The sequence below is a fragment of the Aeromonas sp. FDAARGOS 1419 genome (assembly GCF_019047045.1).
GTDB classification, from domain to species: domain Bacteria; phylum Pseudomonadota; class Gammaproteobacteria; order Enterobacterales; family Aeromonadaceae; genus Aeromonas; species Aeromonas veronii.
Window position 1 is genome coordinate 4,417,970 of the sequence record NZ_CP077209.1, and the last position, 26,610, is coordinate 4,444,579.

Here is a 26,610-nt window from a genome sequence, read left to right on the forward strand (position 1 = left end):
ATGTGGCAAAGCTATAGAGGCCGTGATTTCCCGCGGTTTGGTGATCATTCATATATGAGACGGGTCACGGTTAGGCAGATTTCTGCTCCGAAACGGCTAATAACCGTTCATTGCGTTCAGTTGTTGAGCGAAGGTGCTTTTTATCGTGCCATCATGGTTGACACCCTGCGCTGGAAAGGGTTTAATGCGCGCCGTTGCCCAGATAGCTCAGTCGGTAGAGCAGGGGATTGAAAATCCCCGTGTCGGCGGTTCGATTCCGTCTCTGGGCACCACAATTCCTCCTTAGTTCAGTCGGTAGAACGGCGGACTGTTAATCCGTATGTCACTGGTTCAAGTCCAGTAGGAGGAGCCAAATTCGAAAAGCCCGCTCAATCGAGCGGGCTTTTTCATTTCTAGTTGCTGTTGCATGCTGCCAAAAAGAGCGTTGCGCCACAGGTGGCACTGAACAGCAGCATTCCGGTCTGCAGCATGCTGCCAGGGCATGGCTTCTTCTCTCTTTTTCTGGCCCTGATCCACTTCGGTTTCATCACATTCCCTTATCTATTTTGTCGGCCTGAATGGCTGCACTCCTGTGCAGGCGAGCCATCTTTGTTGAATGGCGCCATGGCGTCAATCTCCCCCGCAAAACAATTAATTCAGCACCGTTGAAGAGCGGCTTGTCTGGTGATGTTTCGACCTTTAAGCCATTGTTAACATTTTGGAAAACCGGAGTGACCCTGTGGCTGGGCGAGGATATGATGGGGTCAATGATGTTCCCATCCTGACGGAGAGATCCCAGATGAACAGCCCCTTGAGCTATGTACTGGACGGCATTCATTGCGAGCCGCACTTTTTTACCGTTCCCCTCGATCATGATGAGCCGGATGGTGACAGCATTACCCTGTTTGCCCGCACCCTCTGCCGTAAAGACAAGATTGATGAGAAGTTGCCCTGGCTGCTCTTTTTGCAAGGGGGGCCGGGATTCGGGGCGCCGCGCCCGACGGCTAACAGTGGTTGGCTCAAGCGGGCGTTGCAGGAGTTCAGAGTGCTGCTGCTGGATCAGCGTGGCACCGGGATGTCGAGCCCCATCCATGGGCATATTCTGGCCAAAATGACACCGACCGAGCAGGCGGAGTATCTCAGCCATTTTCGCGCCGACAGCATAGTGCAAGATGCCGAGTTCATCCGGCTGGAGCTCAGTCCCAAGCATCGCTGGAGCCTGCTGGGGCAAAGTTTTGGCGGTTTTTGCTGCCTGACCTATCTCTCGCTCTTCCCCGATAGCCTGCGGGAGGTCTATATCACCGGCGGTATCGCGCCGATCAGCCGCAGTGCCGAGGAGGTTTACCGTGCCACCTATAAGCGGGTTGCCGACAAGAACCGTGCTTTCTTCGCCCGCTTCCCCCACGCTCAGGGGATTTCCAACCGGCTGGCCAACCATCTGCACCATCACGATGTGCGGCTGCCCAACGGCCAGCGCCTGACGGTGGAGCAGTTCCAGCAGCAAGGGCTGGATCTCGGCGCTACGGGTGCTTTCGAGGAGCTTTATTACCTGCTGGAGGAGGCCTTTATCGGTGACAAGCTGAGCCCGGCCTTTCTCTATCAGGTGCAGAGCATGCAGCCATTCAATACCAACCCGCTGTTTGCCATTCTGCACGAGGCTATCTACGCCGAAGGGGAGGCGACTCGCTGGGCGGCGGATCGGGTCAGAGGGGAGTTTCCTGCGGTGAACTGGGCGCCCGGCAAGGATTTCGCCTTCACCGGCGAGATGGTTTACCCCTGGATGTTCGAGCAGTTTCGCGAGTTGCTGCCCCTGAAAGAGGCGGCTCATCTGCTGGCCAACAAGGCGGACTGGGGGGCGCTCTATGACCCGGCACAATTGGCCCGCAACAAGGTGCCGGTAGCCTGCGCCGTCTATGCCGAGGATATGTATGTAGAGTTTGACTACAGCCGCGAGACCCTGCGTGGCCTGGGCAACAGTCGTGCCTGGATCACCAATGAATATGAGCACAACGGTTTGCGTGCCGATGGTGAGGCGATTCTTGATCGTCTGATCGCGTTGAATCGCGACCGTTAATTGCCGTTATCGGCAACCATCGCGGGAGCTCGGATTCCCGCGATGGTTGTTATGGATGGTTGTTATGAAAGCGTGACTCCCTGAACCTTGCCCCGTATCCGCCAGACGATGAGTGGATAGCCGGCTGATTAATTTCCCCCTCTTTCACTGTCTCTGTCGATCCCTCACCATATACTTGCCAAACGACTCTGTATTGAGCCGCGGTCAAACCGATTGACCAACCCGTGCTCGTTACCATTAGAAAGTCGCTCTGATGTTCTGTATCCCGCGTATCAGATATGCCATCTCTGCATGCCCCGCTATCCGGGGGAGAGGATGGTCGTGCTTTTCAATCAAGATAAGGATGTATGATGAGAAAGCCTCTGTTGGCCTGCTCCCTGTTGCTGTGCCCTGTCGTGTTTGCTGCCACCCCCCATTGGGAATATAGCGGTGAGGCGGGACCTGCCCACTGGGCCAAGCTGACCCCTGAGTTTAGCCAGTGTGCGGGCAGCAATCAGTCGCCGGTTGACCTGAACGGATTGGTCGAGGCCAAACTGGCCCCGCTGGTACTCCACTATCAGGCGGGTGGCAACACAGTGGTCAACAACGGTCATACCGTGCAGGTCGGTTATGCCCCGGGCAGCACCTTGCAACTCGATGGCACCAGGTTTGAACTAAAGCAGTTTCACTTCCACGCCCCGAGTGAGAACCTCATCGAGGGCAAATCCTATCCGCTGGAAGGGCATCTGGTGCACGTCAGTGACAAGGGAGAGATCGCCGTGGTGGCGGTGATGTTCGAGGCTGGCAAGGCCAATCCGGTGCTGGCGGCAGCTTGGAGTGTATTACCTGCCAAGGTGGGGGAGATCCAGGCCCTCAAGGCGCCGCTCTCTGCTGAGCAACTGCTGCCGGAAAGCCATGACTACTATCGCTTCAGCGGTTCCCTTACTACGCCTCCCTGCTCGGAAGGGGTGCGCTGGCTGGTGATGAAGCAGCCGGTTGAGGTCAGTCAGGCCCAGATCGACGCCTTCAAGGCGGTGATGCACCACCCCAACAACCGACCGGTGCAGCCCCTCAATGGGCGCGTGGTACTGCAATAACACAGCGTTGCAATAGCGCTGCAGATAGCAAAAACAACAAAGAGGGCCGCGAGGCCCTCTTTTACATGGCGAGGTATCGGTGTGCAATTAAAGCGCGGCGGCGATGCGGGCGCCAAGCGCCGCGTTGTTCAGTACCAGCTGAATGTTGGCGGCGAGCGAGTTGCCGCCAGTCAGCTCGCAGACGCGGGCCAGCAGGAAGGGGGTTGACGCCTTGCCCTTGATCCCCTGCTCATCCGCTTCATGGAGCGCCTGGGCAATGGCTGCGTCGATGTCGGCTTTAGGCATGGCGTGTGCGGTCGGGATGGGGTTGGCCACCACGGCGCCGCCCGCCAGTCCCAGCTCCCACTTGAGGCGCAGCGCCTCGGCGATGGCCGCCGGACTCTCCAGTCGATAATCAACCTTGAAGCCGCTCTCGCGAGTGTAGAAGGCGGGCAACTCTTCGGTTTGATAGCCGATCACCGGCACCCCTTGTGTCTCCAGATACTCCAGCGTCAGTCCGATATCTAAGATCGATTTGGCACCGGCACAGACTACGGCCACTGGCGTTTGCGCCAGCTCCTGCAGATCGGCCGAGATATCGAAGGTCTCCTGCGCGCCGCGATGTACCCCGCCAATGCCACCGGTGGCAAAGACCCGGATCCCCGCCATGGCGGCGATGATCATGGTGGAGGCGACCGTGGTGGCTCCCATCCCCTTGCGCGCCAGTACGAACGGAATGTCGCGGCGGCTGCACTTGGTCACGCTGTGGCCAGCACGGCCCAGCGCTTCCAGCGCACCGGCATCCAGACCCACCTTGAGGCGGCCGTCGAGGATGGCGATGGTCGCCGGAATGGCGCCGTTGTCGCGCACCACCTGTTCAACCTGACGGGCCGTCTCCACGTTCTGCGGATAGGGCATGCCGTGGGAGATGATGGTTGATTCGAGGGCGACGACCGGTTTGCCGGCGGCCAGCGCGGCAGCAACTTCCGGTTGGATATCGAGGTAAGCGTTCAGCATGAGTACTCCTCCAGTATGCGGTCAACGGCGGTCTTGCTCAGACCGGTAAAAACGGTATCGGAACAATTGACGGTGAGGGCGGCGCAGCCCAGGGCAAAGCGGGTGGTCTGGGCAATGTCGAGCTCTTGCAGCCAGGCGTGGGCGAGGCCAGCCATAAAGGCATCCCCGCCGCCGGTGACGTTGAGCACCGGACTGCCCAGCACCGGCAGGTGGCCCTGCTGCTCGCCATCGCTGTAGAAGATCCCCTGTTCACCCAGACTGAGAAACAGCCGCTTGACCCCGGCGCGGTGGAACCAGGCGGCCACCATGGGCCAGGTTTCGGGCCCGGCGATGGTCATGCCGCACAGCTGCTCGGCCTCGCTGCGATTGGGTTTGAGGGTGTGGATCTTGCCGAGCCAGGGGCGGATCTTCTCCACCTTGGCCACCGAAACGGTATCGACAAAGATGGCGTGCTCACCTTGCCGCTCGAACAGCCAGTCGAGGGTGTGGATGGCCAGATTGGTGTCGAGCACCCAGAGCCTGGCACCGCCGAGAAAGCCTGCGAGGGGTGTCAGGCGGGCAGGAGTGAGCTGCTCGATAATGGCCATGTCATTGATGGCACAGCTCATTTCGCCGCTGCCATCATGCAGGCTGAGATAACAGGAGGTGGTGTGGCCATCGAGCACCAGAGTCTGGCGCACATCGACGCCGGCCCGCTGGCTTACCTCCAGCAGATGGTGACCATACTGGTCGTTGCCGACTGCGGTCAGCAGTCGGGTATCGCTGCCGAGCCGTGCCAGATTCTCTGCGATATTGCGGCCAACACCACCGGCCGAGGTGCGCACCTTGCCCGGATTGGAGTCGCCGAGCAGCAGGTTGTCGTGGCTGGTGCCGCAAATATCCATATTGGCACCGCCGATCACCACCACGTAGGGGCCTTCTCGCAGTACATAACCTCTGCCTTGCACATACCCCTGCCGGATCAGGCTTGAGATGTGGCTGGCCAGCGCAGAGCGGCTGATGCCGAGGCGATCGGCCAATTCCTGCTGGGCAATCATGGGATCCTGACGCAGCAGGGCGAGGATCTCTTGTTCACGCTCAGTCATAGACAAACATCCACTTACAAACGTTTGTCTATTATTGCTGGGAAACGTTTGCTGGCTATCGACTTGTACAAAATTTGTCGGCTTGCGCACAAAAAATCGACATTCGTGATGGGGTGACGAGTCGTTGAGCCTGGCGAGGTACTTTTAACGGGTCGATGACCCCGCAGCGGCTTATAATGGCCGCCGCAAGATGAGGAGAGATGATGGAAAAGAGAGCATTCTGCTGCGTGGGGCTGGTCAATCCCAAATCCCCGGAAAATGTCGGTGCCGTGATGCGGGCTGCGGGTTGCTACGGAGTGGATGAGGTTTACTACACCGGCAACCGCTTCGAGCTGGCGCGCCGCTTTGCCACCGATACCAAGCAGATGGTGGAGAAGATCCCGTTGCTCGGGGTGGATGACCTGCTGCAATTCATGCCGGAAGGGTGTGTTCCCGTGGTGGTCGATCTGATCGACGGCGCTACGCCGCTCCCCGACTATATCCATCCGGAACGCGCTTTTTATATCTTCGGGCCGGAGGATGGCACCCTGGATCCCAAGCTCTATGGCGCGGTGAAAGATGTGGTTTATGTGCCGACTCAGGGCTGCATGAATCTGGCCGCCTCGGTCAATGTGATCCTCTATGACCGCTTGGCGAAGGGGTTCCGGCAACCCTGAGTTGTGGCGTGGCTACGGTGACTCAAACCACAATGGAAAGGTGTTGCTCATGGGCAGGTTGCTGGCGGTGGCCGCTGTTGACGGGGCTGCGGCATCCTTCTCTTTCCCCTATGGCGGGATCATTTTTCGCTGGCCTTGACCGCCTGCTCCTCGAGAAAGTCGCGGTAGTATTCATAGAGGTGATAATGGCGATATATCTCGGCCAGCGTGCCGCGACGGATCAGATTCACCATCTCCTGATCCCACAGCAGCAGTAGCCGCTCGCCCCGTTCGGTATCGGCAAAAATGGGGTAAGTCGGGATCCAGCGCAAAATGGTGCGGTACATATTGGCCGGGGTCTCATCGGCTGCATGGAGCACGCCAGCGGTCAGGTAATAGCGATAGCGCCCCTTGCCAATCAGCTGCAGGGCCATCTCATGGTTGTCGATTTCGTGCCACCGCATGGTAACCGGAAGATATTTATCCAGCACCCACCCTCGCCGCCAAAGCACGGTCTCGCCTTCAAGACTGCGCTCCCCCAGCCATTGTGGCTGCCACTGTTTGAGCATGAAGACGGTCACATCATCGGCGGAGGCTGGCTGATGGGGCTGCCTGACCCCCTTGATCTCGTCCAGATAGACACTCATCGCCATATCCCCCTCTTGCCTGGCTACCATGGCGACGGCGCGTTTGTAGGGCACGATATGGGGCACGATCTGATAGCCGTGGGGTTGGTAGATGGTTCGCACCAGATCGAGATAGATACCGCGGCCATCCGGTTGGCAGAAACCGGGCCAGCCATCGCAATAGACGTGAATATCGGCTGTGCGAGCGTGGGCGATCGCACACAGACAGTAAAGCAGCAAACAACCGATGCGCAGCATGGTCAGCATTATCCTCGCAGGGGTGAGGAGAGCATTTATCACCTGATTTATACCATGCCATTGATAGTGGCGGGCGGAGAAAACATTCCGCATCTCCATTTTGCGACAGGGTCGAGGGTTATTTACGGTCGGATCGTTATGATCGAGTAAAGATTCAATAGCACCCCAATCAGTAGAGGAGACTGCATTATGCCATCGATCAAGACTCTGCTCTGTCCAGTCGATTTTTCCCAAATGTCTCGCGCGGTACTCGACTATGCCGTTTTTATGGCACAGAGCCATCAGGCCCAGCTCAAGCTGATCCACGTGGTTGATCAACTGCACGGTTTTGACAGTTACAAGATCCTGCATATGACGGCCATCGAGATCACTCACGAGATGGAGCGTCAGGCCAGAACCCAGCTCAAAGAGCTGGTTGCCACCCTGCCGATCCCTGCCACCTTTGATATTCGCTTTGGCCGCGCCGCCGATGAAATTGTCATTCAGGCCAAGGAGGATGAGGTTGAGCTGATCGTGATGGGCAGCCACGGCCGCTCCGGTATCAGCCATCTGCTGGTAGGCAGTGTCGCCGAGTCTGTGGTGCGTCATGCACCCTGTCCGGTACTGGTGGTGCGCCAATAACGCGCCACGTTTAGAGTGAAAAGCGTAACAAACAAGGCCAGCGATTGCTGGCCTTGCGTTTTTTGGTGTTGTGCCCGCTAGCCGTGGGCGTAGATGACACTCCCCCCCTTGATGGTATCTATGATGGCTCTGGCCTGCTCCTTGGGCAGGGCGGGGCAACCCCAGCTGCGGCCCAGCTTGTCATATTTGCGCAGATGGGTCGGGCTGGCATAGGCGGCGCCGTGTACCACGATGGCACGCTTGCGGGCATTGCAGTTTTTACCCGGTGACAAGCCATCGAGTCGCAGCGAATAGCCATGCTTGCCCTGATAGGTTTCCGCCGTGCGATAGACGCCAAGAGAACTTTGCCGAGAGTTGAGCTGGTTAGAGAAGCGTTCAGCATCCAGTTCACCGGAGTTGCGGCCATGGCTGACCCAGGTGTGATAGAGCAGCTTGTGGCGTTTCATATCGATGACAAACAGTCTGCGCTGGGTGGATGGCTTGCTGTAATCGATGATGGTGAGAATGGGTTTGCGTTTGTGGCGCACAGTTTGATAACTGTTGAGTGCCTGACGAAAGGTCTGTTTATCCAGCTTGCCGGCCAGACCCAGTTGACGATAGAGGCTCTGATCCCAGCTGGCATCTGCCGTACTGCTCCAGATGAGCGATATCAACAGCAGTGGCAACAGCAGCCATCCGCGTTGCCAGTCTATGTTCCCGCGCGCTTGTCTCATCCGTGAATATCTCCTTGTCACTCCCTGTCAACGACGCGGATATTGCCATCAATCCGCTCGATAGTTATATGCAAGGTGCTGAAAAGGCGCAATAAAAAAACCGGCCGCAGAGCGGCCGGAAGTAATTCAAACAGTAGACATTGGTATCACAGGGTATAACTGACTTCCAATTACTTAGAAGTTGTACTGCAGGGCAACCGCGACTACGTCGTCGGTGTTCTTGCCCAGAGAGTTGGTGGACTTGCCATCTACGGAGTCCAGCAGGTTCAGCTTGTAATCAACATAGGCGTTGAAGTTCTCGGTGAAGTTGTACCAGGCACCGATAGATACGTACTCGGTGTAGGTATCATCGATACCGCGAGCGGAGTCTTTCACGTCAGTGCGCAGGTAGGCCAGAGAAGGCTTGAACTTGCCGATGGTGTACTGGGCAACGGCTTCGTAGCCATCCATCTTCTCGGCGTAGCCGTTGTTGACGAACAGGTGGTCTTCACCGTGGGAGTAGGTTGCAGCCAGGTAGAGGTCGCCAGTTGCATATTTGGCGCCGAAGCCCATCAGCTTGGCATCCTTGTCGCCACCGAAGGCGGCGTAGCGAGCTTGCTCGTCAGTCTTGCCAGCCTGGTTATAGGCAGCACCCAGGCTCAGGCCCATATCGAAATCGTAGTTGGCAGATACTGCGAAGCCTTCAGCAGAACCTTTGCTATTCCAGCTTTCGCCGTTGTAGGTGTTGCCGTTGAAAGATTCAGTGATTGCACTGCGACCGGCGTTTTGCGGATCATTGTTACCGGTGAACTGGGCACCCAGAGTCAGACCCTGGTAGTTATAGATGTACTGGGCCAGACCGTTGGTACGGCCGGTACCGAATACTTCAGTATCTTTGCCCAGGCCGTCACCGCCCCACTCAGGCAGGACGTCGGTATAGTTGTTGACGGCCTTGGTGAACAGGCCATCCTGACGACCATAGCTGAATGCGCCGAAACGGTCGTGCTTGATGCCGGCATAGGCATAACGCAGCTCGTCGTTGTCAGAACCGGAAGTCGGCAGGTTGTACTCGGCAAAGCCGAACGCCTTCATCTCGGGAGCAATCTTGGTCTCGCCAGCAACGTGCAGACGGAAGTAGCTCTGGTCACCTTCGGAACCGTTGTCGTCAGTACCGTAGTAAGCACCTTGTGCACGGCCGCCGATTTCCAGCTTGGTATCGTTCTGGTTGTAAACGGTAGCAGCATGGGCGCCGCTCGCCAGCAGCAGGCTGGAGATGGCAATAGTCAGTGCAGACTTCTTCATATGCGTTATTCCTCTGATGTAAACACTTCCGAACTTGTTGTCGGTTCTGTGAAATCGGAAATAGTCCGATAGCCACACGGTAGGCGTCCCAACCTTGACTGGGCCTGAATCCATCGTTGTTTAATTGAGGTGACGAGGTCGTTATCAAGACTGGGTGTGACGGTTTTTGACAAGATAAAAAGAGATTAAATTCAATGAATTATTTTCTAGTGACTTTTTTGACATCAAGGCTGTTCTGAGCAACAAGGTCGATGGCTCAAGTTGTGAGCTAGATCACGCAGGGGAGAATGGGGCGGGGCGGGAAAAACGGGGCGGGAGCCTTGCAAGGCTCCCCCCAGTGATCAGATGGGTTTTTGCCACAGGGTCAGCAGCAGATCCTGTTCCAGTTCATTCGGGCCCTGTTGAGCGAAAGCGTGACGCTGCTCACCGGTTGCCCGCCAGCCAAGACGGCTGGTCTCCAGAATAAAGCTGCGCATGGCCTGATCCATGGTAAGGCTGAACTGGCAGCGCTGTTGAGCCACCGGATTGAGGCCGCCGAGGGTTGGCCAGCTGAGGGGGTGTTCCATGCTCACCGGATTGAGGCTGACCCGCAGTTGCCACTGATGGCGCGGGCCCGGCTGCAGATAGAGCAGATAGCCACCGGGGGCCAGCCAGCTGACAAGCTGTTCGGTCTTGACCTTGAGATCGTTGACCAACAGCACCTGAGCAGAACCCGGTTGCAACGGCGCGCGAGCGGGATCGGCAATGACAAACTGGCCGTCCGGCTGCGCTTTTTTGGCGGCAAAGATGGTGTTCTTGGCGATATCAACCCCGGCAAACTGCCAGCCGGGCAGGCGCTCTGCCAGCGCGCGGCAGTAGTAGCCTTCACCGCACCCAAGATGGATCAGCTCTTGTGGGGCCAGCGGAGCGAGCAGGCCGGCCATGGCCTCAACCAGCTGCAATTGGTGCCCGGCTTCCAGGAAATGGTGCTTGGCGCGCATCAGGGCACGGCTGTCGCTGTCTTTGGGGTTTTTCTTGCCGGGGATGAGATCCAGATAACCTTCCGGTGCCGGATCGAAGTGATGCTTGTTGTCGCAATAGCGCCCTTGGGAGGCTTCATGAAGATGGAGCGGACTGCGGCAGCGGGGACATTGAAGGTGCATAGTAACTCTCTGGGCGAATGCCGGAACAGTGAAGGGCGTTCGGGATTATAGGGGAGAGGATCAAAAAAGGCTGCCGTAGCAGCCTTTTTTATCCCAAGGCCTCAGTCAGGCCTGCGGACGGGTCATCAGCGAGTGCCAAATACCACAATGGTCTTGCCGTGAGCAGAGATGAGCTCCTGCTCTTCCAGCATCTTCAGGATGCGGCCCACGGTTTCACGAGAGCAGCCGACGATCTGGCCGATCTCCTGACGGGTGATCTTGATCTGCATGCCATCCGGGTGGGTCATGGCATCCGGCTGTTTGGCCAGGTTGAGCAGGGTCTGGGCGATCCGGCCGGTCACATCCAGGAAGGCGAGGTTACCCACTTTCTGGCTGGTGTGTTGCAGGCGCTTGGCCATCTGGCCAGAGAGACGCATCAAAATGTCCGGGTTGACCTGGATCAGCTGGCGGAACTTCTTGTAGGAGATCTCTGCCACTTCGCAAGAGCCTTTCGCGCGAACCCAGGCGGAGCGCTCGGGGTTCTCGTTCTCCTCGAACATCCCCATCTCGCCCAGGAAATCACCCTGGTTCAGATAGGAGAGGATCATCTCTTTGCCCTCATCGTCCTTGATCAAGACGGCCACAGTGCCCTTGACGATGTAGTAGAGGGTCTCCGCTTTTTCACCCGCATGGATCAGGGTGCTCTTGGCGGGATACTTATGAATGTGGCAGTGCGACAAGAACCATTCCAGGGTGGGATCGCTTTGCGGTTTGCCAATGACCATGAGAATTCCTCTGTAGTGTCTTTTTATGGACTTGTGCGTCCGGGCAAGCTGCCAATCTTGCCATTCCTTGTATTGGTCGCAGTAGGATAAGAGCCTTTGCCTGTGCTGACAAGGCTTTGCGGGCTTTTGACAGAGCCCTTTGAGTAATGCCTGCTGCGCCGCTTCGGCCATTCTAGGGAAGATAGAGGTCGGAGATGTTGATTTTGATCTATTTCCATCCCAACTCCCCCTGTTCGGCAGAGATAAGCGACTGGGTTATGCTAGGGATCCATCATCATGATTAACAGGAGAGAGTGCGAGATGAAAGCCAAGGTCAGCTGGGTGGAAGGGATGAAGTTTGTGGGTGAGAGTGAATCTGGTCACAAGGTGATCCTGGATGGTGCCAACCCCGGTGAGGGGGCCAGCCCGATGGAGATGATCCTGCTGGCGGTCGGTGGCTGCAGCTCCATTGATGTGGTTTCCATCCTCGAAAAAGCGCGCCAGTCGGTGACCGCATGCCATGTCGATGTCAGTGGCGAACGGGTCGATAGCGTGCCCCGGGTTTTCGAGAAGATTAATCTGCACTTCGTGGTGACGGGCAAGGGATTGGCAGAGAAACAGGTGGCCAGAGCGGTCGATCTGTCGATGGAAAAATACTGTTCTGTTTCCCTGATGTTGGAAAAAGCGGTACAAATTACCCATAGTTATCAAATTGTTGAAGCTTGATAACGATAGTTTCGCTGGTACCCTGGCATAAGGCCGTTACGTAAGGCCACTGCACAAGGCCATGACATAAAGCCATTACATAAGGAAAGTGCAATGAAAAAATTGATCGCTCTGCTTCCCCTTTTGGGCCTGGCGGCGTGCAGCAGCCCGCAACCTACCCAGTATCAATACAGCCAATACCAGTGTGGCGAAGAGATGCTGGCCGTTACCTATGATGCCCAGGCTGACATGGTGCAGTTCCCCTATGCCGGGGTTTATCACAAGCTGGCGCGCGTTGAGTCTGAATCTGGCGCCAAATATTCCGACAGCGTCACCACCTTCTGGAATCAGGACAAACAGGCTCTCCTCACTCAGAAAGGGGTGACGCTGCTGACCTGTACACTTAAATAAGTGACCACAGATATCTGAAGGTGTGCAGCTTTGTGCCCGAGTCTGGCCTAAGCCGGATTGGGTCAAGAGGTTGAGACCACAAAAAACGGCTTGCCGGGAGGCAAGCCGTTTTTCTATCCATCCGTTATCACTAAGCAAGCGCTAGTTGGTGGGGACGCGATTGAGCAGCTCGGCCGCGAGCTGCTGGCTAAGCGCCTGACGCTGGCTGTCTGCAATGCTCACGTCGCTGGTCAGCTGGATGATGCTGCTCCAGACTGCTTTCTGGGTTTTACGATCGAGCAGCACGATGGCCAGCGACCCTTTGCGCTGGTTGGCCGAGGCATATACCCCGGGCGTCATGCCAAGGCGCGCGAAAATTTCGCCGTCACTCATATCCTTGCCGCCCGCGACGCCGATGGCGACCCAGAGATCCGCCTCGTCGAGCGGTGCACTCTGCCACCCCTTGCCATTGAGCTCCCGGCTCACCGCCTGCTGCATCGGCTCAAGCCACCCTTCCGCCAGCTCACCGGCAAATTGATACTGTTCGGCCAGGGCGTAGCGCGGGGTTGCACCATAGGTCCAGTTGCCCATCGGGCGAACCAGCATGGTGCCGGACTCCAGCGTGGGGGCCGCTGGCCCGCTGCTGCAACCGCCAAGCAGGGCGAGCAGTGCCACAGAGAGATAAGCAAGCCGCATCGTGAACTCCTTTGAATCAGGTTATTTTGCCGGTTTCGATCAATTGCTGGATAAGCGGGCGCAGGATCAGCTCCATCGCAAAGCCCATCTTGCCACCCGGCACCACTATGGTGTTCATCCGCGACATGAATGAGCCATCGATCATCGACAGCAGGTAGGGGAAATCCACCTGCTTGATACCGCGAAACCGGATCACCAGCATACTCTCGTCCAGACTCGGGATCACCTTGGCGCTGAAGGGGTTGGAGGTATCCACCGTTGGTACTCGCTGGAAGTTGATATGGGTGCGCGAGAACTGCGGGGTGATGAAGTTGATGTAGTCATCCATGGAGCGCACGATGGAGTCGGTTACCGCCTCGCGGGAATGCCCTCGCTCCGAGGTATCGCGAATGAGCTTCTGGATCCACTCCAGGTTGACGATGGGCACTACGCCTATCAGAAAATCCACGTGGCGCGCCACATTGTGATCCTCGGTGACCACACCGCCGTGCAGCCCTTCATAAAACAGCAGATCGGTATTGCTGGGCAGATGCTGCCAGGGGGTGAAGGTGCCGGGCATCTGGTTGAAGGGCACCGCCTCGTCAAAGCTGTGCAGGTAGCGGCGATACTGGCCATTGCCATCCTGCCCATAGCCCTGAAAAAAGCTCTCCAGCAGCCCGAAGTCATTGGCCTCAGGGCCAAAATAGCTGATATGGCGCCCCTGTTCGCGCGCCTTGCGGATCGCTACATCCATTTCCGGTCGGGTGTAGCGGTGAAAACTGTCACCTTCCACCACAGCCGCGGTATATCCCAGTTGATGGAACATGGAGCGAAAGGCGTTGGTGGAGGTGGAGGTGCCGGCACCGGACGAACCGGTAACAGCAATAATGGGGTGCTTGGCCGACATGGGATTCTCTCTTCCTTGGGAATTCCGTTATAAGGTCCGGATTGCGGTTGGGTCAAGACTGCTCGATGAAGCGGTCTTTCATCACGATATTCACCGATTCGTGCAGCTCGCTATAGACGATGACAGCTTTGCCTTGCTGTAATTGTTCTCTCACTGCATCGACTTTGACGCCAAGCGGGACATCCTGCTCTCCATATTCGGTTCCTTCCTGCAACACAAAGTGTTCGATCAGGTTGGTCAGGGTGTCGCCGTCCAGTTCTTGCCAGGGAATGATCATTTAAAGGTCTCACAGCAAAAGAGGTGATCGTCAGGCTATTGTTGTGTTGAATCCCGCGAATGCAATCACTTTTTACCTTTTCACCGGAGTCTGAGAGATGTTGTCTGAAGCGCAGCGCAGCGCGCCGTTAACCCTGACTGAGCATCTGGACAGCGCACGTCGAGAGGCGATTGCCCGAGGCATGGTGTGGTTCTGGTTACTGCAATGGTTGATGGTGCTGTTTCTTGCAATACGCTACGAGGTCTATCGACAGGCCGGTCTGGCAAGTGATAGCGCTCTTCCATGGCGTTTTCAGAGTGAGTTGGGCTTTGTCATGGTGGCGCTGTTGCTGCTGCCTGTCATCGGGTTGTTCTGCGATTATTTCAATGACAGGGCCTGGTTGCGGGCTGCCTCGCAGGTCACCCTTGTCTGGGGCTGTGTGTGGGCTGTTCATCTTTATACGTTGGGGCAGGTCGAGCTGCGAGGCGGGCTCAGTTTTTCAAATGGCATCATGCGCCTCAACCTGTTAGCCGCGATGATCGCTTTCTATCCTTCGTGGAAGGTATTTTACGGGTATGTGTTTGGCTCATTGCTGTTAGGGATATGGAATGAGCTTTACCTGCGGGTAGATTTTCCGCAGTTATACATGTTGGGATTGGGTTGTGGTCTGGTGGTGTTGGAGGTCGGCCGCCGCATGCTGCACCGCTGGTTTGAGCTTGCGATCATGCGGGAGCATGAAAATCTGACGCTGCTGCGCAAACTTGATCAGCTCGCCAAGCAAGATCCTCTGACCGGTGCCGCCAACCGACGGCATTTCAATATCGAGTTGGACCGCGCGTTGGCCCATAGCCAGGAGAGCGGCGCTCCGCTATCGCTCATCCTGATCGATGTGGACTATTTCAAGCGCTTCAACGACCACTACGGCCATCAGGTAGGGGATATGTGCCTCAAGGAGGTAGCACAAGCGCTCAACCGTGCGGTTCGCACGCCATCTGATCTGGTGGCCCGCTATGGCGGAGAGGAGTTTGTGCTGCTGCTGCCCAATACCGACCGTCAGGCGGCGGTCAGCGTGGCGCAGCGGCTGCAAGATGGCTTGGCCAGCCTGCAGCTGGAGCATCTGGCGTCCGATGTTGCCCCCTGGGTGACGGTGAGTCAGGGGATTGCCAGCAATGTCTCCGGCGAAGGGGCGAGCCAGTTGCTGGAGCGGGCCGATCAGGCGCTCTATCGGGCCAAGGAGTCGGGACGCAATCAGTTCTGTGTTGCGGAGTGACTCTGTTCGGCAATCCAGCGACTGATCCGCTCATCCAGCCAAAACCGTGGCCGCCAGGGCGTGCCGTGCAGAAAGCCGACATGGCCGCCGCGCTGGCTCAGCTCATAGCGCACCGTGGGCGAGAGTTGCTCCGGCCGGGGAATGACCGCGTGTGACATAAAGGGATCGTCGGCGGCGTGCAGGATAAGGGTAGGGATGGGGATTTGAGCCAGCAGCGGTAGTCCCGAGCAGCTCTGGTAGTAGTGGTTGGCGCTGTGAAAGCCGTGCAGCGGCGCGGTAACCAGCTCGTCAAAATCTCGCAGGGTGGCAATCTGCTCCACTTGTCGAGGTTGCCAGCGTTCACTCGCTTTCTGCTGCTGGCTGATCTTGTTGAGCAGGTTGCGGCGCATGGTGCGTAGCAGATAGTTCTGATAGACCTTCGAGAAGCCCTGATTGACCCGCTCGGCGCAGCTCGCCAGTTGCAGCGGGGCCGAGACCACCACCGCCGCTTTCAATGCCGCAGGACAGCCCCGCGCCAGCAGATTGACCAGCATATTACCACCCAGTGAAAAGCCGATGGCGATCAGCGGCTTGCCCGGGAAGCGCTGGCTCAGCTCGGCAATCAGCTCCTGCGCATCACCGATGGCGCCGGAGTGATAGGCCTGCAGGTGGCGATTGGGCTCGCCACTGCAACCGCGAAAGTGCATCAGCACAGCCTCTCTGCCCTCTTGCTGCAGATGTGTGAACAACCCCTTGGCATAGTGGGAGCGAATGCTTCCCTCCAGCCCGTGAAACACCACTATCAGCGGCCGTTCATCAAGGCAGACCTCCCCGCTCCAGGCAAGGTCGACAAAGTCCCCATCCTGCAGTTCAAACCGCTCCGCCACAAAACGGGCAGGGGGGCGGCGCAGCCATTTGGGCAATATGGTCTGCAGATGAGGATTGCGTGCCCACCAGGGGGCGTGGAAGTGGCTCTCGGTCAGCATGGGGTTAGTCGGTCTGGGTCGAAGATAAGGAGGACGGGAGGCGTGTTCCTCCCGCCAGTCATTGGCTTATTTCAGCAGGCGATCGTGATGTTCGGCGCCGCGCAGCATGGCCTGGATCAGCTCGTTGGCCTCGAACTTGGTCAGCGCCTCATGAGCACCCACCTGATGGGCACGCTCCACACTGATCTCGCTGGAGAGCGAGGTGTGCAGGATGATGTAGGCCCCCGCCAGTTTGCTGTCGCTCTGCACCTCGAAGGCCAGCTCATAGCCATCGAGCCCCGGCATCTCGATATCGCTCACCAGAATGTCGATCGGGGTCTTCTGGCTCGCCCGCTCCTGCATCAGGGTCAGTGCATCCTTGCCATTGGTGCAGACCTCATAGGGGATATTGATGTAGTCGAGGGCAGCCATCAGCTGACGGCGGGCGACCGAAGAGTCATCGACCAGCAGGATCCGCATCGGCTTGATCCGCTCCCGCTGCACATCGGTCAGTACCGGATAGAGGTGGCTCGGATCGTCCGGATAGACCCGGGAGAGGATCAGCTCCACATCCAGCAGCTGGATCAGCTGGTCATTGACCCGGGTCACGCCGGTTACGAAGACATTGTGGCCGAGGGAGGCGGGGGGCGATTCGATATCGCGCCAGTTGCACTCGGTGATCTTGTCGATGCCCCGTACCAGAAAGCCCACCAGGGTACGGCGGCAGTCGGTAATGATGATGAAGCAGTGGGGCATCTCCTCCTTGCTGATGGGGCGATAGCCCACTGCCATCGCCATGTCGATCACCGGAATGGTGGAGCCGCGCATATTGGCAGCCCCCAATACGGTCGGGTGCGAGTGCGGCATTGCCGTCAGCTGGGTGTAGGGCACTATCTCCTTCACCTTGAGGGTACCGATGGCAAAAGATTGTTTGGCTGAAAGGTGAAACAGCAACATGCCCTGGGATTGATTGGCTTTGCTCGTCATGGCAGATGTCCTGTTGGTCGAAACGTTGGCAGTCACTTCAGGCCTCTAGCATAAAGGATTACGGGGGGAATGGCCCTTCCTTGTTAACGACCATCTGGCAAAAAACTGGACTCATTCAGCCAATTTCGTTGGCGTATTCCATCGGCGTCCGGTTATTGATCGCCATCCTCGCCAACGCCCCACTGCTGGCAGGCAGCTTGCAATACGGCCTCATCGGCATAACCCAGCTTGCTGGCCACCTGCGCGGGTTTGCTGCCGCCCTTGAGCAATCTGAGCGCCTGCAGCAGTTGCCACTCTTGTTGCAATTCACTCCCTTCCACCGGCGCATCGGCTTGTTGTGCCCACTGTTGCAGAGACTCCGGTTGGCCATTGGCCAGCGCTTGCCAGCAGGCTTGCAGCTCACCGTGACCCTGCTCGCTGATGGCGCACTGTTGCAGCTCATCCAGGATCACCTGCAGTCGCTGGCCGTAGGCGCCTTGCCACTCTTTCGGACGTTGCCACCGGGCCAGCGAGTCGAGCAGGGCATCGAGCAGCGGGGTGGTCTGCAGCCAGCCTGCCTGCTGCGGCTGAGCCACGCGCAAAGAGACGCTCAGCTGATCGTACTCGCAACCGCTTAGGGGGCTGAAGGCCGCGAGGGCATCGGCGCAGAGCCAGAAACTGCTGCCTGCCGGCAGCAACAGCTCATGTTGGCCCAGTCTCAGCAGCGCGGCGCCCCGGGTGATCCGCAACAGCTGCCCGACCGGAGTTCGTTTGCGGTTGCCGGCGTGCAGGCCCTGGCAGGAAAAATGGTGATACTCGATGGCGTGATGCATGTAAAAACCCTGATATGATGCTGCCTGGAGGTAACAAATATGGAAACCAGACGTAAAAAGCGCTTCATTGCCGGTGCAGTTTGCCCGGCGTGCGGCAAGTTGGACAACATGATGCTGTATCTGGAGCATGGAGTCGAGAAGGTGACCTGCGTCGCCTGTGGCGATACCCAGGTACAAACGCCTGCCGAGGTCGACAAGCAGACTCGCGAGGCGGAAGAGGTGATCGGGGTGTTTCGCCCCTGATAAGGGAACGGCGGGTGGAATGCGGGTCTCCTCGCTGACGCTGTTGCCGTTTTTTTCGTCACTCCGTGGCGCCGTACGGCATATGCGCGGCCCGCTTTTTAGGTTATTCTGGGCCCGTTTTTTTCTATCCGCAGGATCCTGACATGAAAGTAGCTCCTCTGAGCGTGGTTACGCTGGAATACACAGTCACCGACGAGCACGGTGAAGTCATCGACAGCACTGTCGGCAAAGAGCCGCTGGTCTATCTGCACGGCACCCGTTATCTGGTTTCCGGCCTCGAAGCCGAGCTGGAAGGTCGCGCGGTAGGTGAAGCCTTCGAAGTGACTCTGGCACCGAGCCAGGCCTACGGCGAATATGACGAGACACTGGTACAAGAAGTACCGGGCGAGCTGTTCGACGGCATGGAAGTCTCCGAAGGGGATACTTTTGTTGCTGAAACCGACGATGGCCACCGTCCGGTGACCGTGGTTGAAGTGTCCGAAGAGTTCGTCAAGGTAGATGGCAACCATCCGCTGGCTGGCGTGACTCTGGGCTTCAAGGTCGAGATCAAGGATGTGCGTGCTGCCACTGCCGAAGAGCTGGCTCACGGCCACGTTCACGGTGCCGGTGGATGCGGTCACGATCACGGTCATGACCACGATCACGGCGGCTGCTGTGGCGGTCATGGTCACGACCACGATGAGGAGCATGGCCAGGGCGGTTGCTGCGGCGGTGCTGGCCACGGTCACGATCATGGCCACGATCACGGTGACGACCATGGTCACGGCGGCTGCTGCGGTGGCGGCGGTTGTGGTGGCAAGGGCCATCACCACTGATCACGGCCATGCCGATGATAAGAAATCTGCCGTAGGAGTCATACCGAGCAATTAATGCTCGTTAATGGCTCCTCCTTGGATGATGAAATCCGAAGCCGGTTGTTCTGGCTTCGGATTTTTTATGTCTGTCAAATAGGCTCGCGGCTTTTCCCAAGCTAACAGGGCCGCTTATTTTTGGTTAATGCTCAGCGTTATTCCCTCTCGGTTCCGCGATGGGGCTTTTGTGCGGAGCGCAAACGCCATCTGCAAACGAGTCATCAAATCGGTGTCTTCATCAGCACAATATGACCAAGTTACTTCATATTCCAACAGCTATAACGAGCCAGCGTCAGTCTCTATTTGGTCTCGTTGTGCCCCATAAAAAAATAGCCAGTCAGGCTTAACTGACTGGCTATTGCCTAGTGACTAACTGATAGGCTCGAAGCCTTACAGCTGCTCGATACCGACGATATGCCAAGGGGCATTGTTCTTGGCCAGATCGCGCTCGAGGTGCCACACCTCTTTGATGTCTTCTTCGACCTGCTCCTGACGGTCCATGTAGCGGCCGCTGAAGCGCACGCTCACCTGAGCCCAGTCACTGCCATAGTCAGCACGTACCAGCTGGGTATCGACGTACATCACTTCGGTGTGCTGGTCGCCAGTCAGTTCGGCGCGCTCGGCTTTGAGCTGCTCAAATAGCTCGGTGCTGACGTACTCGCGCACCTTTTCCAGATCGTTTTTGTTCCACGCCTCTTGCAGGGTGCGATAGTGATCGCGGGCACCGGCCAGGAAGCTGTTCATGTCAAAGCCCGGCGGCAGGCGGAACGGCACATCGCTGTCGGCAAAGCCGGTGGCTTGCGGTGCGCTGTTGCTCTGCTCAAACTGCTGCGGGGCCGCGGATTGCGGTGGCTGATAGCCCGCATAGGCCGCCTGTTGTGGCTGTGGCGTCGCGACCTTGCCCTTGCGCAGGGTACGGATCAGGAAGACGGCACCCAGCGCCAGCAGGGCGATCAGCAGGAAGTCCATTCCTTGCAGACCTTCAAAGGCACCGCTGCCCAGCAGGTAGGCAAACAGGCCACCGGCCAGCAGGCCGCCCAGCAGGCCGCCCATCATGCCGCTCTTTTTCGGCGGAGTCTGGGCATTCAGTGTCGGATTCTTGTTGTCGACCGGTTTGGCCGCAGGCTGGGCCGGCGCAGTTTTGTAACTTTTACCAAAGGATTTGCCGCCGCCAAATTTCTTGGCTTCGGCGTGAGGTGCCCCCAGGCCAATGGCCAGGATCACGGCAAACAGGGTCAGCATCTTTTTCATTTTGACTCTTTTCACTCTCGTCTGTGGGTGGGGCATGCTCCGCTTTGGCAAGCTCAGCAAGGCGCATGGCAGGCTGCCTGTCCCTAATTGTGTCGCAGCTTGTATTCATCAATATCACCTCTGGCATGAATTATTCATGAACGAGGTAGCCGCGATACGGCGTCAAACAAGAGGAGTAAACCGGATGAAAAGCAGAAGATTGAGTCGCAAGGAGCGCAAAATGCGAAGCAAAATCAAAATGGTCAAGGTAGAGCAGACTCTGGTTTGGCCCTTTATGATGGTATGAGCCGCCAGATAGGGCTCGCCGTAGTTGGCTTTCTTTTGTAAAATTCCCGTCCCCTTCCCGCTGCGGTTTTTATGTGTATGGCAGAGCAAGTGACGGCGAAAAAAGACGCCAAGACACAACAGCTGAAAGTTCCTCCCCACTCTTTTGAGGCCGAACAGTCCGTACTGGGCGGCCTGATGCTGGATAACGACGCCTGGGATCGGGTCGCCGAACGGGTGATCGACAAGGATTTCTACAGCCGTCCGCACCGGTTGATCTTCCAGGCCATGACCCGCCTCTCCAACGCGGGCAACCCCATCGACCTCATCACCCTGCAGGAGGAGCTGGAGCGCTCCGAACAGCTGGAGGAGGCAGGTGGCTTCGCCTATCTGGTGGAGATCGCCAAGAACACCCCGAGTGCCGCCAACATCAACGCCTACGCCGAAATCGTGCGCGAGCGGGCGGTAGTGCGGGAGATGATCTCGGTCGCCAACGAGATCGTCGAAGCGGGCTACGAGCCGCAGGGCCGTACCTCCAACGATCTGCTCGATCTGGCCGAGAGCAAGGTATTCCAGATCGCCGAGCAGCGCACCAGCGCCAACGAAGGCCCCCAGCCGCTCAAGCTGATCCTCGAGCAGACCGTCGACAAGATTGAAGAGCTGTTCAAGACCCCGCACAACGGGGTGACCGGTGTCTCCTCGGGCTACAACGATCTGGATAAGATGACCGCCGGTTTGCAGCGCTCGGATCTGGTCATCGTCGCCGCCCGTCCCTCCATGGGCAAGACCACCTTTGCCATGAACCTGTGCGAGCATGCGGCCCTCACCGCCGACAAGCCGGTGCTTATCTTCTCGCTGGAGATGCCCTCCGAGCAGATCATCATGCGTATGCTCGCCTCGGTGGGGCGTATCGACCAGACCAAGGTGCGTACCGGTCAGCTCGACGACGAGGATTGGGCCCGTCTCTCCTCCACCATGGGATTGCTGCTCGAGAAGGGCAAGATGTATATCGATGACTCCTCCGGCCTGACCCCGACCGAAGTGCGCTCGCGCGCCCGGCGGGTGGCACGGGACAACGGCGGCATCAGCATGATCATGGTGGACTACCTGCAGCTGATGCGGGTGCCCAGCCTTTCCGACAACCGGACTCTGGAGATCGGTGAAATCTCCCGCTCCCTCAAGGCGCTGGCCAAAGAGCTGCAGTGTCCGGTGGTGGCGCTCTCCCAGCTCAACCGAAGTCTGGAACAGCGGGCCGACAAGCGTCCGGTCAACTCTGACCTTCGTGAATCGGGCTCCATCGAGCAGGATGCGGACTTGATCATGTTTATCTATCGTGATGAGGTTTATCACGATGACAGCCCTGACAAGGGGATTGCCGAGATCATCATCGGCAAGCAGCGTAACGGCCCCATCGGCCGGGTGCGTCTCACCTTCCAGGGTCAGTTCTCCCGGTTCGACAACTACGCCGGCCCGGCGTTTGACGACGATTATTGATGTAAACCCAAGGTGATGGCGATTTCGTCATTACCACGACTGCCCTGATCGATAGCCAGTCATTGGCTGCCGCTCAGGGCCTGTTTTCCCGGTTCGACAATTATGCCGGTCCGGCCTTCGACGACGATAAGTGAGTGGCGGTCTTCTGCCCGATGAGGGGGAGACCATTTGTGCCCTCGTAAGGGAAAACCATGAAAGCGGCTACTGCCCAAATCAACACTGCGGCCTTGCGCCACAACCTCGCCGTGGTCAAGCACCACGCTCCCGCTTGCAAGATCATCGCTGTGGTCAAGGCCAACGCCTATGGCCACGGACTGCTGCCGGTCGCCCGCACCTTGGTGGATGCGGATGCCTACGCGGTGGCCCGTATCGAAGAGGCGCTGATGCTGCGCTCCTGCGCCGTGGTCAAGCCCATAGTGCTGCTGGAGGGCTTCTTCTCTGCCGATGATCTGCCGGTGCTGGCGGCCAACAATCTGCAGACGGCGGTTCACACCTGGGAGCAGCTCGAAGCGCTGGAGCAGGTCGAGCTGCCAGCGCCCGTGGTGGCCTGGCTCAAGCTCGACACCGGCATGCATCGCCTCGGGGTGCGGGCCGACGAGATGCCCGCCTTTATCGAACGACTCGGCAAGTGCAAGAACGTGGTGCAGCCGTTCAACATCATGACCCACTTCAGCCGCTCCGATGAGCTGGAGCAGCCCACTACCCGCGAGCAGATCGACTTGTTCAGCAAGTTGACCGCACCGCTGGCGGGCGAGCGGGCCATGGCCAACTCGGCGGGCATTCTGGCCTGGCCAGACTCCCACTGCGACTGGGTTCGCCCCGGTGTCATCCTCTATGGCGTGTCGCCCTTCCCCAACACGGTAGCGGCCGATTATGACCTGCAGCCGGTGATGACCTTGAAGACCCAGCTGATTGCGGTGCGGGATCACAAGGCGGGCGAGCCGGTGGGCTATGGCGCCAACTGGGTGTCGGATCGCGATACTCGGCTCGGCGTGATCGCCATCGGCTACGGTGACGGTTATCCGCGCATGGCGCCCAATGGCACTTCCGTGCTGATCAACGGCCGCATTGTGCCGCTGGTGGGGCGTGTCTCCATGGATATGAGCACGGTCGATCTGGGCCCGGGCGCGACCGACAAGCCCGGCGACGAAGCGGTGCTGTGGGGCGAGGGGTTGCCGGTGGAGCGGGTGGCAGACGAGATTGGCACCATCCCCTACGAACTCATCACCAAACTCACCTCCCGCGTCTTTATGGAGTACGTCTGATGTGGCAGCAGTGCCTGCTGACGTTGAAGCCCCGTTCGAGGGGCTTTCATCTGGTGACGGACGAGCTGGTGGCCAAGCTGCCGATGCTGGCGGATTACCGGATTGGCATGGCGCACCTGCTGCTGCAACACACCTCTGCCTCGCTCACTCTCAATGAGAACTGCGACCCCAGCGTGCGCAGCGATATGGAGGCCCATCTGCACCGGCTGGCGCCGGAGGATGCCCCCTACTATCGCCACACTTATGAGGGGGCGGATGACATGCCCGCCCACATCAAATCCTCCCTGCTCGGGGTGAGCCTGCTGCTGCCAGTTCGCGATGGTCAGCTGGCGCTCGGCACCTGGCAGGGGATCTGGCTTGGCGAACATCGCGTCGATGGCGGCGCCCGCAAGGTGCTGGTGACCCTGCAGGGTGAGTAATCAGCCTGCAACCAGCTGCAAGATGACGATAAAAAAGAGGGATGGCATTGAGCCATCCCTCTTTTGTTTTTGCGCTTTCGCGAGCTATCCGCTGGCAAGTGGCACGGCGCTCTGCGTGGCTCAGCCGACCTTGAAGGGGGTCAGTTCGGCCAGCGGGGCGGCGTCCATAAAGGCTTGTGGCTCCTGACCGTGTTTGAAGATCTTGAAGTCCTGCTCGCGGGCGCTCCAGTACTCCAGACGCTCGCTGCCGTTTTCTCCGGTGATTTGCAGCAGACTCGCTTCGCGCAGGGCCACTACGTGCTCGCTCGGGTTGATGGCGCAGAACTCGGCCAGACGCTCGTCGCGGGTCTCGCCCATGTGGCCGCTGATGCTGGCGTCCAGATAGTGCGGGTTGATCTGCAGCGGGAACAGGCCCAGCGCGGGCAGCACGGCGGCGTTGCAGACCGGCATGTCGTTGGTGGTGCGGATGCTCGGGGTCGCCACGTTGCAACCGGCGCTCCAGCCCACATAGGGGACGCCCCGTTCGCGCACTGCACGCTGGATCGGCACGATCAGGCCGTTTTCATGCAGCATCTGGTTGAGGCGCCAGGTGTTGCCGCCACTGATAAAGATGGCGTCGGCCTGATTGACGGCCGCGACCGGATCATCGAAGTGGTGAATGCTGATGGTCTCGATCCCGAGGCTCTCGGTAAGTTCGTTGGCGCGGGCATCCCAGTCGCTGCGGATCACCGCGTAGGGGATGAGCAGGATGCGCTTGACCTGTTTGCGCGCGAGCAGGCTTTGAACCCGATCGCGGGCCCAGCCGAGCAGACCCGGAAATTCGTTGGCTTTACCATTGCTTAGTAGAAGCAGTTCCATCAGATACGTCCTCAAAAAGTGAAAGCGGAGGAGGGAGGGCCACCGTATCCGCCGTGCGGCCGGATGGCAAGAGGAGGCATGCTACCACCATTGGCGCGGCGGTTCTGTGATCGCGAGGCCCATTCAAAGGCCATGGAGGCGTTATGGATGGATAATCCAATGGCAGGGCGGTGGATTAACGAGCAGTGTTCAGCTCGCCACCCATCGCCAATAAAAGACCCCACCGCAGCGGGGTCATGGCAGAGTTAGTCGAGTTTGAGATCGACCCATACCATGCGGTGATCCGAACTGACTCCCTTGGCGATGCCGAGTTTCGCGTCATAGACCAGGTGATAACCGGCCTCGAAGCTGGCAGGCCAGAAGACGCCGCTCTTGACCGCGTTGAGGTTGGCGGAGGGGATGACGTGATCCAGCTGCAGCACGCTGGAGTTGGTGATGCGTTCCGGGTTGGGGCGAGTGAGGTTGCGTTTGCAGTCGGCCCCCTTGCTGACACACTCCGGGCCCCCTTCGCTGACCGGGATCAGGGTGCCATTGGTGATGGCCTGATTCATCAGCGGGTTGTTAAGGAGATCCTGAATGGCGGTCAGGTCACCGTCACCGGTGAGCGGATCGGCGTTGAGATCACCCGCGATAACGAACTTGGCGTTTTTGGCCAGCCCACCCTTGGTGCCCTTGTCATCGGTCATGTAGTTGAGACCCTTGACGTAATCATTCCAGAAGGCGATCTCGGCGCGGTTGTGCTTGACGGTGTGACGCGCCGCGTTGGCAAAGATCGGCGGGGTCGGGTGGGAGATCAGGAAGTGGATCACCTCTTCCCCTTTCTCGGTCTTGATCCGTACCGGCACATCGGCGTGGTTCTTGGAGGAGAGCGGGTACTGCTGCCAGGCTGCGTCTGAATACCAGGCATCACCACACTGGCGGCTGGCCGGGATCTTGACCTTGGGATTGTTGCAGTCATCGATGATGGGGTTCTGCTCGCCCGGCATATCCTTCCACTTGAAGTTCTGGAAGGTGCGGATCTGCTTGGTGTCAATGGGATATTTGGACATCACCGCAAAGGCGTACTGGCCGTGATAGTTGCCAAAGCCCCAGGCATCGTCGGGGCCGCTGTTGACCTTGCCATCCAGATTGAGGTCATAACCACTCATCAGGCCGGTGTTGGTGGCGAAGTTCTGCATCACCGGATAGCTGATAGCCGTCACTTCGGCGTGCTGGGCGTGGGCCAGATAGTTGTCGTTGAAGGCTTTCAGATCGGCGGTGCTCTCGCCTTTGCCGTCGTTGTCGAACTCGTTGAGCAGGAACACATCCGGACGGGTGCGCTGGATGATCTCCGCCACGTTGCGGATCTGCTGCACGTTCTTGGCTTTGGTTTCAGTGGCGCCGCTCAGGCTCCCTTCGGCGAGGCGGGCCAGCAGGGCATCCTGCTCGGTGCGGGTCAAGGCCAGCTCACCGGTCAGCATACCGGCGGCAGTGCGGTCAAAAGAGAGGTTGAAGGTGGCAAAACGAACCATGGGATCAGCTGCTTTTGAGTCGTTGTCGCTGTTGCAGCCTGCCAGCATCCCGAGGGATATGGCGGCGGCTAGTAGGGTCTTGTTGATATCTTTCATTGTAATTGTTCCGTAGCATCAATTAGTTATGCCTTCTGTGAGGCGGCGCCATTATAAGTAGACGGCGATGCTGCGGGGGTTTTGCCTGAGCAAAGTGTGAGGATATTCACACCACATATCTGGCGATGATGAATGTTAGCAGGGCGATATGGGGTGTGAAAAACCGGTTTATACGCTGCAGTT

28 protein-coding genes and 2 tRNA genes are annotated in these 26,610 nt (G+C 58.3%); 14 read left to right on the forward strand and 16 right to left on the reverse strand.

Annotated features, from left to right (window positions below):
* The first annotated feature begins 196 nt into the window (after positions 1-196).
* The 4 genes from I6L49_RS20180 (at position 197) to I6L49_RS20195 (ending at position 3,129) form a co-directional block, all read left to right on the forward strand.
* A tRNA-Phe gene (locus tag I6L49_RS20180) sits at positions 197-272 on the forward strand.
* 4 nt (positions 273-276) lie between these two features.
* Positions 277-352 (forward strand) — tRNA-Asn (locus tag I6L49_RS20185).
* Positions 353-778: 426 nt separating this feature from the next.
* Positions 779-2,053, forward strand: coding sequence for an alpha/beta fold hydrolase (locus I6L49_RS20190; protein WP_216950237.1), 1,275 nt, complete (start codon positions 779-781; stop codon positions 2,051-2,053).
* A gap of 350 nt (positions 2,054-2,403) precedes the next feature.
* On the forward strand, positions 2,404-3,129 hold the full coding sequence (locus I6L49_RS20195; RefSeq protein WP_216951690.1) for a carbonic anhydrase: 726 nt from the start codon (positions 2,404-2,406) through the stop codon (positions 3,127-3,129).
* 87 nt (positions 3,130-3,216) lie between these two features.
* Here the strand turns inward: I6L49_RS20195 and I6L49_RS20200 are convergent, their stop codons facing one another.
* Positions 3,217-4,125, reverse strand: a complete 909-nt coding sequence (locus tag I6L49_RS20200) for a pseudouridine-5'-phosphate glycosidase (protein WP_216950238.1) — start codon at positions 4,123-4,125, stop codon at positions 3,217-3,219.
* Positions 4,119-5,210 carry a PfkB family carbohydrate kinase gene (locus I6L49_RS20205; protein WP_216950239.1) on the reverse strand — a complete coding sequence of 364 codons (1,092 nt, stop codon included), beginning with the start codon at positions 5,208-5,210 and terminating at the stop codon, positions 4,119-4,121. Before I6L49_RS20205 ends, I6L49_RS20200 begins: the two co-directional genes overlap by 7 nt.
* Before the next feature lie 203 nt (positions 5,211-5,413).
* On the opposite strand from I6L49_RS20205, the gene I6L49_RS20210 reads away from it, so the two are divergent.
* The gene (locus I6L49_RS20210) at positions 5,414-5,866 is read left to right on the forward strand and encodes an RNA methyltransferase (protein ID WP_216951691.1); all 453 of its coding nucleotides are present in this window, start codon (positions 5,414-5,416) and stop codon (positions 5,864-5,866) included.
* Positions 5,867-5,985: 119 nt separating this feature from the next.
* On the opposite strand, the gene I6L49_RS20215 is transcribed toward I6L49_RS20210, so the two are convergent.
* Positions 5,986-6,729, reverse strand: coding sequence for a hypothetical protein (locus tag I6L49_RS20215; RefSeq protein WP_216950240.1), 744 nt, complete (start codon positions 6,727-6,729; stop codon positions 5,986-5,988).
* 189 nt (positions 6,730-6,918) lie between these two features.
* Between I6L49_RS20215 and I6L49_RS20220 the strand changes: the two genes are divergently transcribed.
* On the forward strand, positions 6,919-7,350 hold the full coding sequence (locus I6L49_RS20220) for a universal stress protein (protein WP_005335309.1): 432 nt from the start codon (positions 6,919-6,921) through the stop codon (positions 7,348-7,350).
* A 77-nt stretch (positions 7,351-7,427) separates the two neighbouring features.
* Here I6L49_RS20220 and I6L49_RS20225 read toward each other — a convergent pair whose 3' ends face one another.
* From I6L49_RS20225 to crp, 4 genes are all read right to left on the reverse strand, one after another.
* Positions 7,428-8,063, reverse strand: a complete 636-nt coding sequence (locus I6L49_RS20225) for a murein L,D-transpeptidase catalytic domain family protein (RefSeq protein ID WP_158111356.1) — start codon at positions 8,061-8,063, stop codon at positions 7,428-7,430.
* A gap of 174 nt (positions 8,064-8,237) precedes the next feature.
* Positions 8,238-9,344 (reverse strand): porin, encoded by a 1,107-nt coding sequence (locus I6L49_RS20230; RefSeq protein WP_042053944.1) that lies wholly within the window; start codon positions 9,342-9,344, stop codon positions 8,238-8,240.
* Between the two features lie 341 nt (positions 9,345-9,685).
* Complete coding sequence (locus I6L49_RS20235) at positions 9,686-10,486, reverse strand: putative RNA methyltransferase (protein ID WP_040067988.1); 801 nt, start codon at positions 10,484-10,486, stop codon at positions 9,686-9,688.
* A gap of 125 nt (positions 10,487-10,611) precedes the next feature.
* Positions 10,612-11,250, reverse strand: coding sequence for a cAMP-activated global transcriptional regulator CRP (crp, locus tag I6L49_RS20240; protein WP_005335304.1), 639 nt, complete (start codon positions 11,248-11,250; stop codon positions 10,612-10,614).
* 300 nt (positions 11,251-11,550) lie between these two features.
* On the opposite strand from crp, the gene I6L49_RS20245 reads away from it, so the two are divergent.
* Both I6L49_RS20245 and I6L49_RS20250 read left to right on the forward strand, forming a co-directional pair.
* Positions 11,551-11,955 carry an OsmC family protein gene (locus tag I6L49_RS20245; protein ID WP_005362569.1) on the forward strand — a complete coding sequence of 135 codons (405 nt, stop codon included), beginning with the start codon at positions 11,551-11,553 and terminating at the stop codon, positions 11,953-11,955.
* Positions 11,956-12,048: 93 nt separating this feature from the next.
* On the forward strand, positions 12,049-12,345 hold the full coding sequence (locus tag I6L49_RS20250; RefSeq protein ID WP_040067985.1) for an MliC family protein: 297 nt from the start codon (positions 12,049-12,051) through the stop codon (positions 12,343-12,345).
* Between the two features lie 141 nt (positions 12,346-12,486).
* Here I6L49_RS20250 and I6L49_RS20255 read toward each other — a convergent pair whose 3' ends face one another.
* The 3 genes from I6L49_RS20255 to I6L49_RS20265 are packed head-to-tail and all read right to left on the reverse strand — an operon-like array spanning position 12,487 to position 14,183.
* Positions 12,487-13,020 (reverse strand): DUF4136 domain-containing protein, encoded by a 534-nt coding sequence (locus tag I6L49_RS20255; protein WP_005335300.1) that lies wholly within the window; start codon positions 13,018-13,020, stop codon positions 12,487-12,489.
* Positions 13,021-13,036: 16 nt separating this feature from the next.
* On the reverse strand, positions 13,037-13,906 hold the full coding sequence (locus I6L49_RS20260; RefSeq protein WP_005335299.1) for a phosphoribulokinase: 870 nt from the start codon (positions 13,904-13,906) through the stop codon (positions 13,037-13,039).
* Positions 13,907-13,958: 52 nt separating this feature from the next.
* Positions 13,959-14,183, reverse strand: coding sequence for a YheU family protein (locus I6L49_RS20265; protein ID WP_005335298.1), 225 nt, complete (start codon positions 14,181-14,183; stop codon positions 13,959-13,961).
* Positions 14,184-14,280: 97 nt separating this feature from the next.
* On the opposite strand from I6L49_RS20265, the gene I6L49_RS20270 reads away from it, so the two are divergent.
* Positions 14,281-15,432: a GGDEF domain-containing protein gene (locus I6L49_RS20270; RefSeq protein ID WP_216950241.1), complete on the forward strand. Its 1,152-nt coding sequence runs from the start codon at positions 14,281-14,283 to the stop codon at positions 15,430-15,432.
* On the opposite strand, the gene I6L49_RS20275 is transcribed toward I6L49_RS20270, so the two are convergent.
* The 3 genes from I6L49_RS20275 to I6L49_RS20285 all read right to left on the reverse strand — a co-directional run bounded on the left by I6L49_RS20275 (position 15,411) and on the right by I6L49_RS20285 (position 18,175).
* Positions 15,411-16,397 (reverse strand): hydrolase, encoded by a 987-nt coding sequence (locus I6L49_RS20275; RefSeq protein ID WP_216950242.1) that lies wholly within the window; start codon positions 16,395-16,397, stop codon positions 15,411-15,413. The two genes, I6L49_RS20270 and I6L49_RS20275, sit on opposite strands and share 22 nt — an antisense overlap.
* 66 nt (positions 16,398-16,463) lie before the next feature.
* On the reverse strand, positions 16,464-17,363 hold the full coding sequence (locus I6L49_RS20280) for a chemotaxis protein (protein ID WP_204380156.1): 900 nt from the start codon (positions 17,361-17,363) through the stop codon (positions 16,464-16,466).
* A gap of 152 nt (positions 17,364-17,515) precedes the next feature.
* A complete protein-coding gene (locus I6L49_RS20285) occupies positions 17,516-18,175 on the reverse strand; it encodes a hypothetical protein (RefSeq protein ID WP_216950243.1) in 660 nt (219 codons plus the stop codon).
* Between the two features lie 39 nt (positions 18,176-18,214).
* On the opposite strand from I6L49_RS20285, the gene I6L49_RS20290 reads away from it, so the two are divergent.
* A complete protein-coding gene (locus I6L49_RS20290; RefSeq protein WP_005335287.1) occupies positions 18,215-18,418 on the forward strand; it encodes a YheV family putative zinc ribbon protein in 204 nt (67 codons plus the stop codon).
* A 143-nt stretch (positions 18,419-18,561) separates the two neighbouring features.
* Entirely contained in the window at positions 18,562-19,233 is a 672-nt protein-coding gene (slyD, locus tag I6L49_RS20295; RefSeq protein WP_005335286.1) for a peptidylprolyl isomerase, read from the forward strand.
* A 426-nt stretch (positions 19,234-19,659) separates the two neighbouring features.
* Here slyD and I6L49_RS20300 read toward each other — a convergent pair whose 3' ends face one another.
* A complete protein-coding gene (locus tag I6L49_RS20300; protein WP_019446894.1) occupies positions 19,660-20,520 on the reverse strand; it encodes a Tim44 domain-containing protein in 861 nt (286 codons plus the stop codon).
* A gap of 363 nt (positions 20,521-20,883) precedes the next feature.
* Here I6L49_RS20300 and dnaB point away from each other — a divergent pair, with 363 nt between their 5' ends.
* The 3 genes from dnaB to I6L49_RS20315 all read left to right on the forward strand — a co-directional run bounded on the left by dnaB (position 20,884) and on the right by I6L49_RS20315 (position 23,962).
* On the forward strand, positions 20,884-22,278 hold the full coding sequence (gene dnaB, locus I6L49_RS20305; protein WP_041210543.1) for a replicative DNA helicase: 1,395 nt from the start codon (positions 20,884-20,886) through the stop codon (positions 22,276-22,278).
* A 191-nt stretch (positions 22,279-22,469) separates the two neighbouring features.
* Positions 22,470-23,543: an alanine racemase gene (gene alr, locus I6L49_RS20310; RefSeq protein ID WP_216950244.1), complete on the forward strand. Its 1,074-nt coding sequence runs from the start codon at positions 22,470-22,472 to the stop codon at positions 23,541-23,543.
* Positions 23,543-23,962 (forward strand): secondary thiamine-phosphate synthase enzyme YjbQ, encoded by a 420-nt coding sequence (locus I6L49_RS20315; RefSeq protein WP_216950245.1) that lies wholly within the window; start codon positions 23,543-23,545, stop codon positions 23,960-23,962. Before alr ends, I6L49_RS20315 begins: the two co-directional genes overlap by 1 nt.
* Before the next feature lie 120 nt (positions 23,963-24,082).
* Here the strand turns inward: I6L49_RS20315 and pepE are convergent, their stop codons facing one another.
* The gene (gene pepE / locus I6L49_RS20320) at positions 24,083-24,820 is read right to left on the reverse strand and encodes a dipeptidase PepE (RefSeq protein WP_216950246.1); all 738 of its coding nucleotides are present in this window, start codon (positions 24,818-24,820) and stop codon (positions 24,083-24,085) included.
* Between the two features lie 245 nt (positions 24,821-25,065).
* Complete coding sequence (locus tag I6L49_RS20325) at positions 25,066-26,427, reverse strand: endonuclease/exonuclease/phosphatase family protein (protein ID WP_216950247.1); 1,362 nt, start codon at positions 26,425-26,427, stop codon at positions 25,066-25,068.
* Positions 26,428-26,610: the final 183 nt, after the last annotated feature.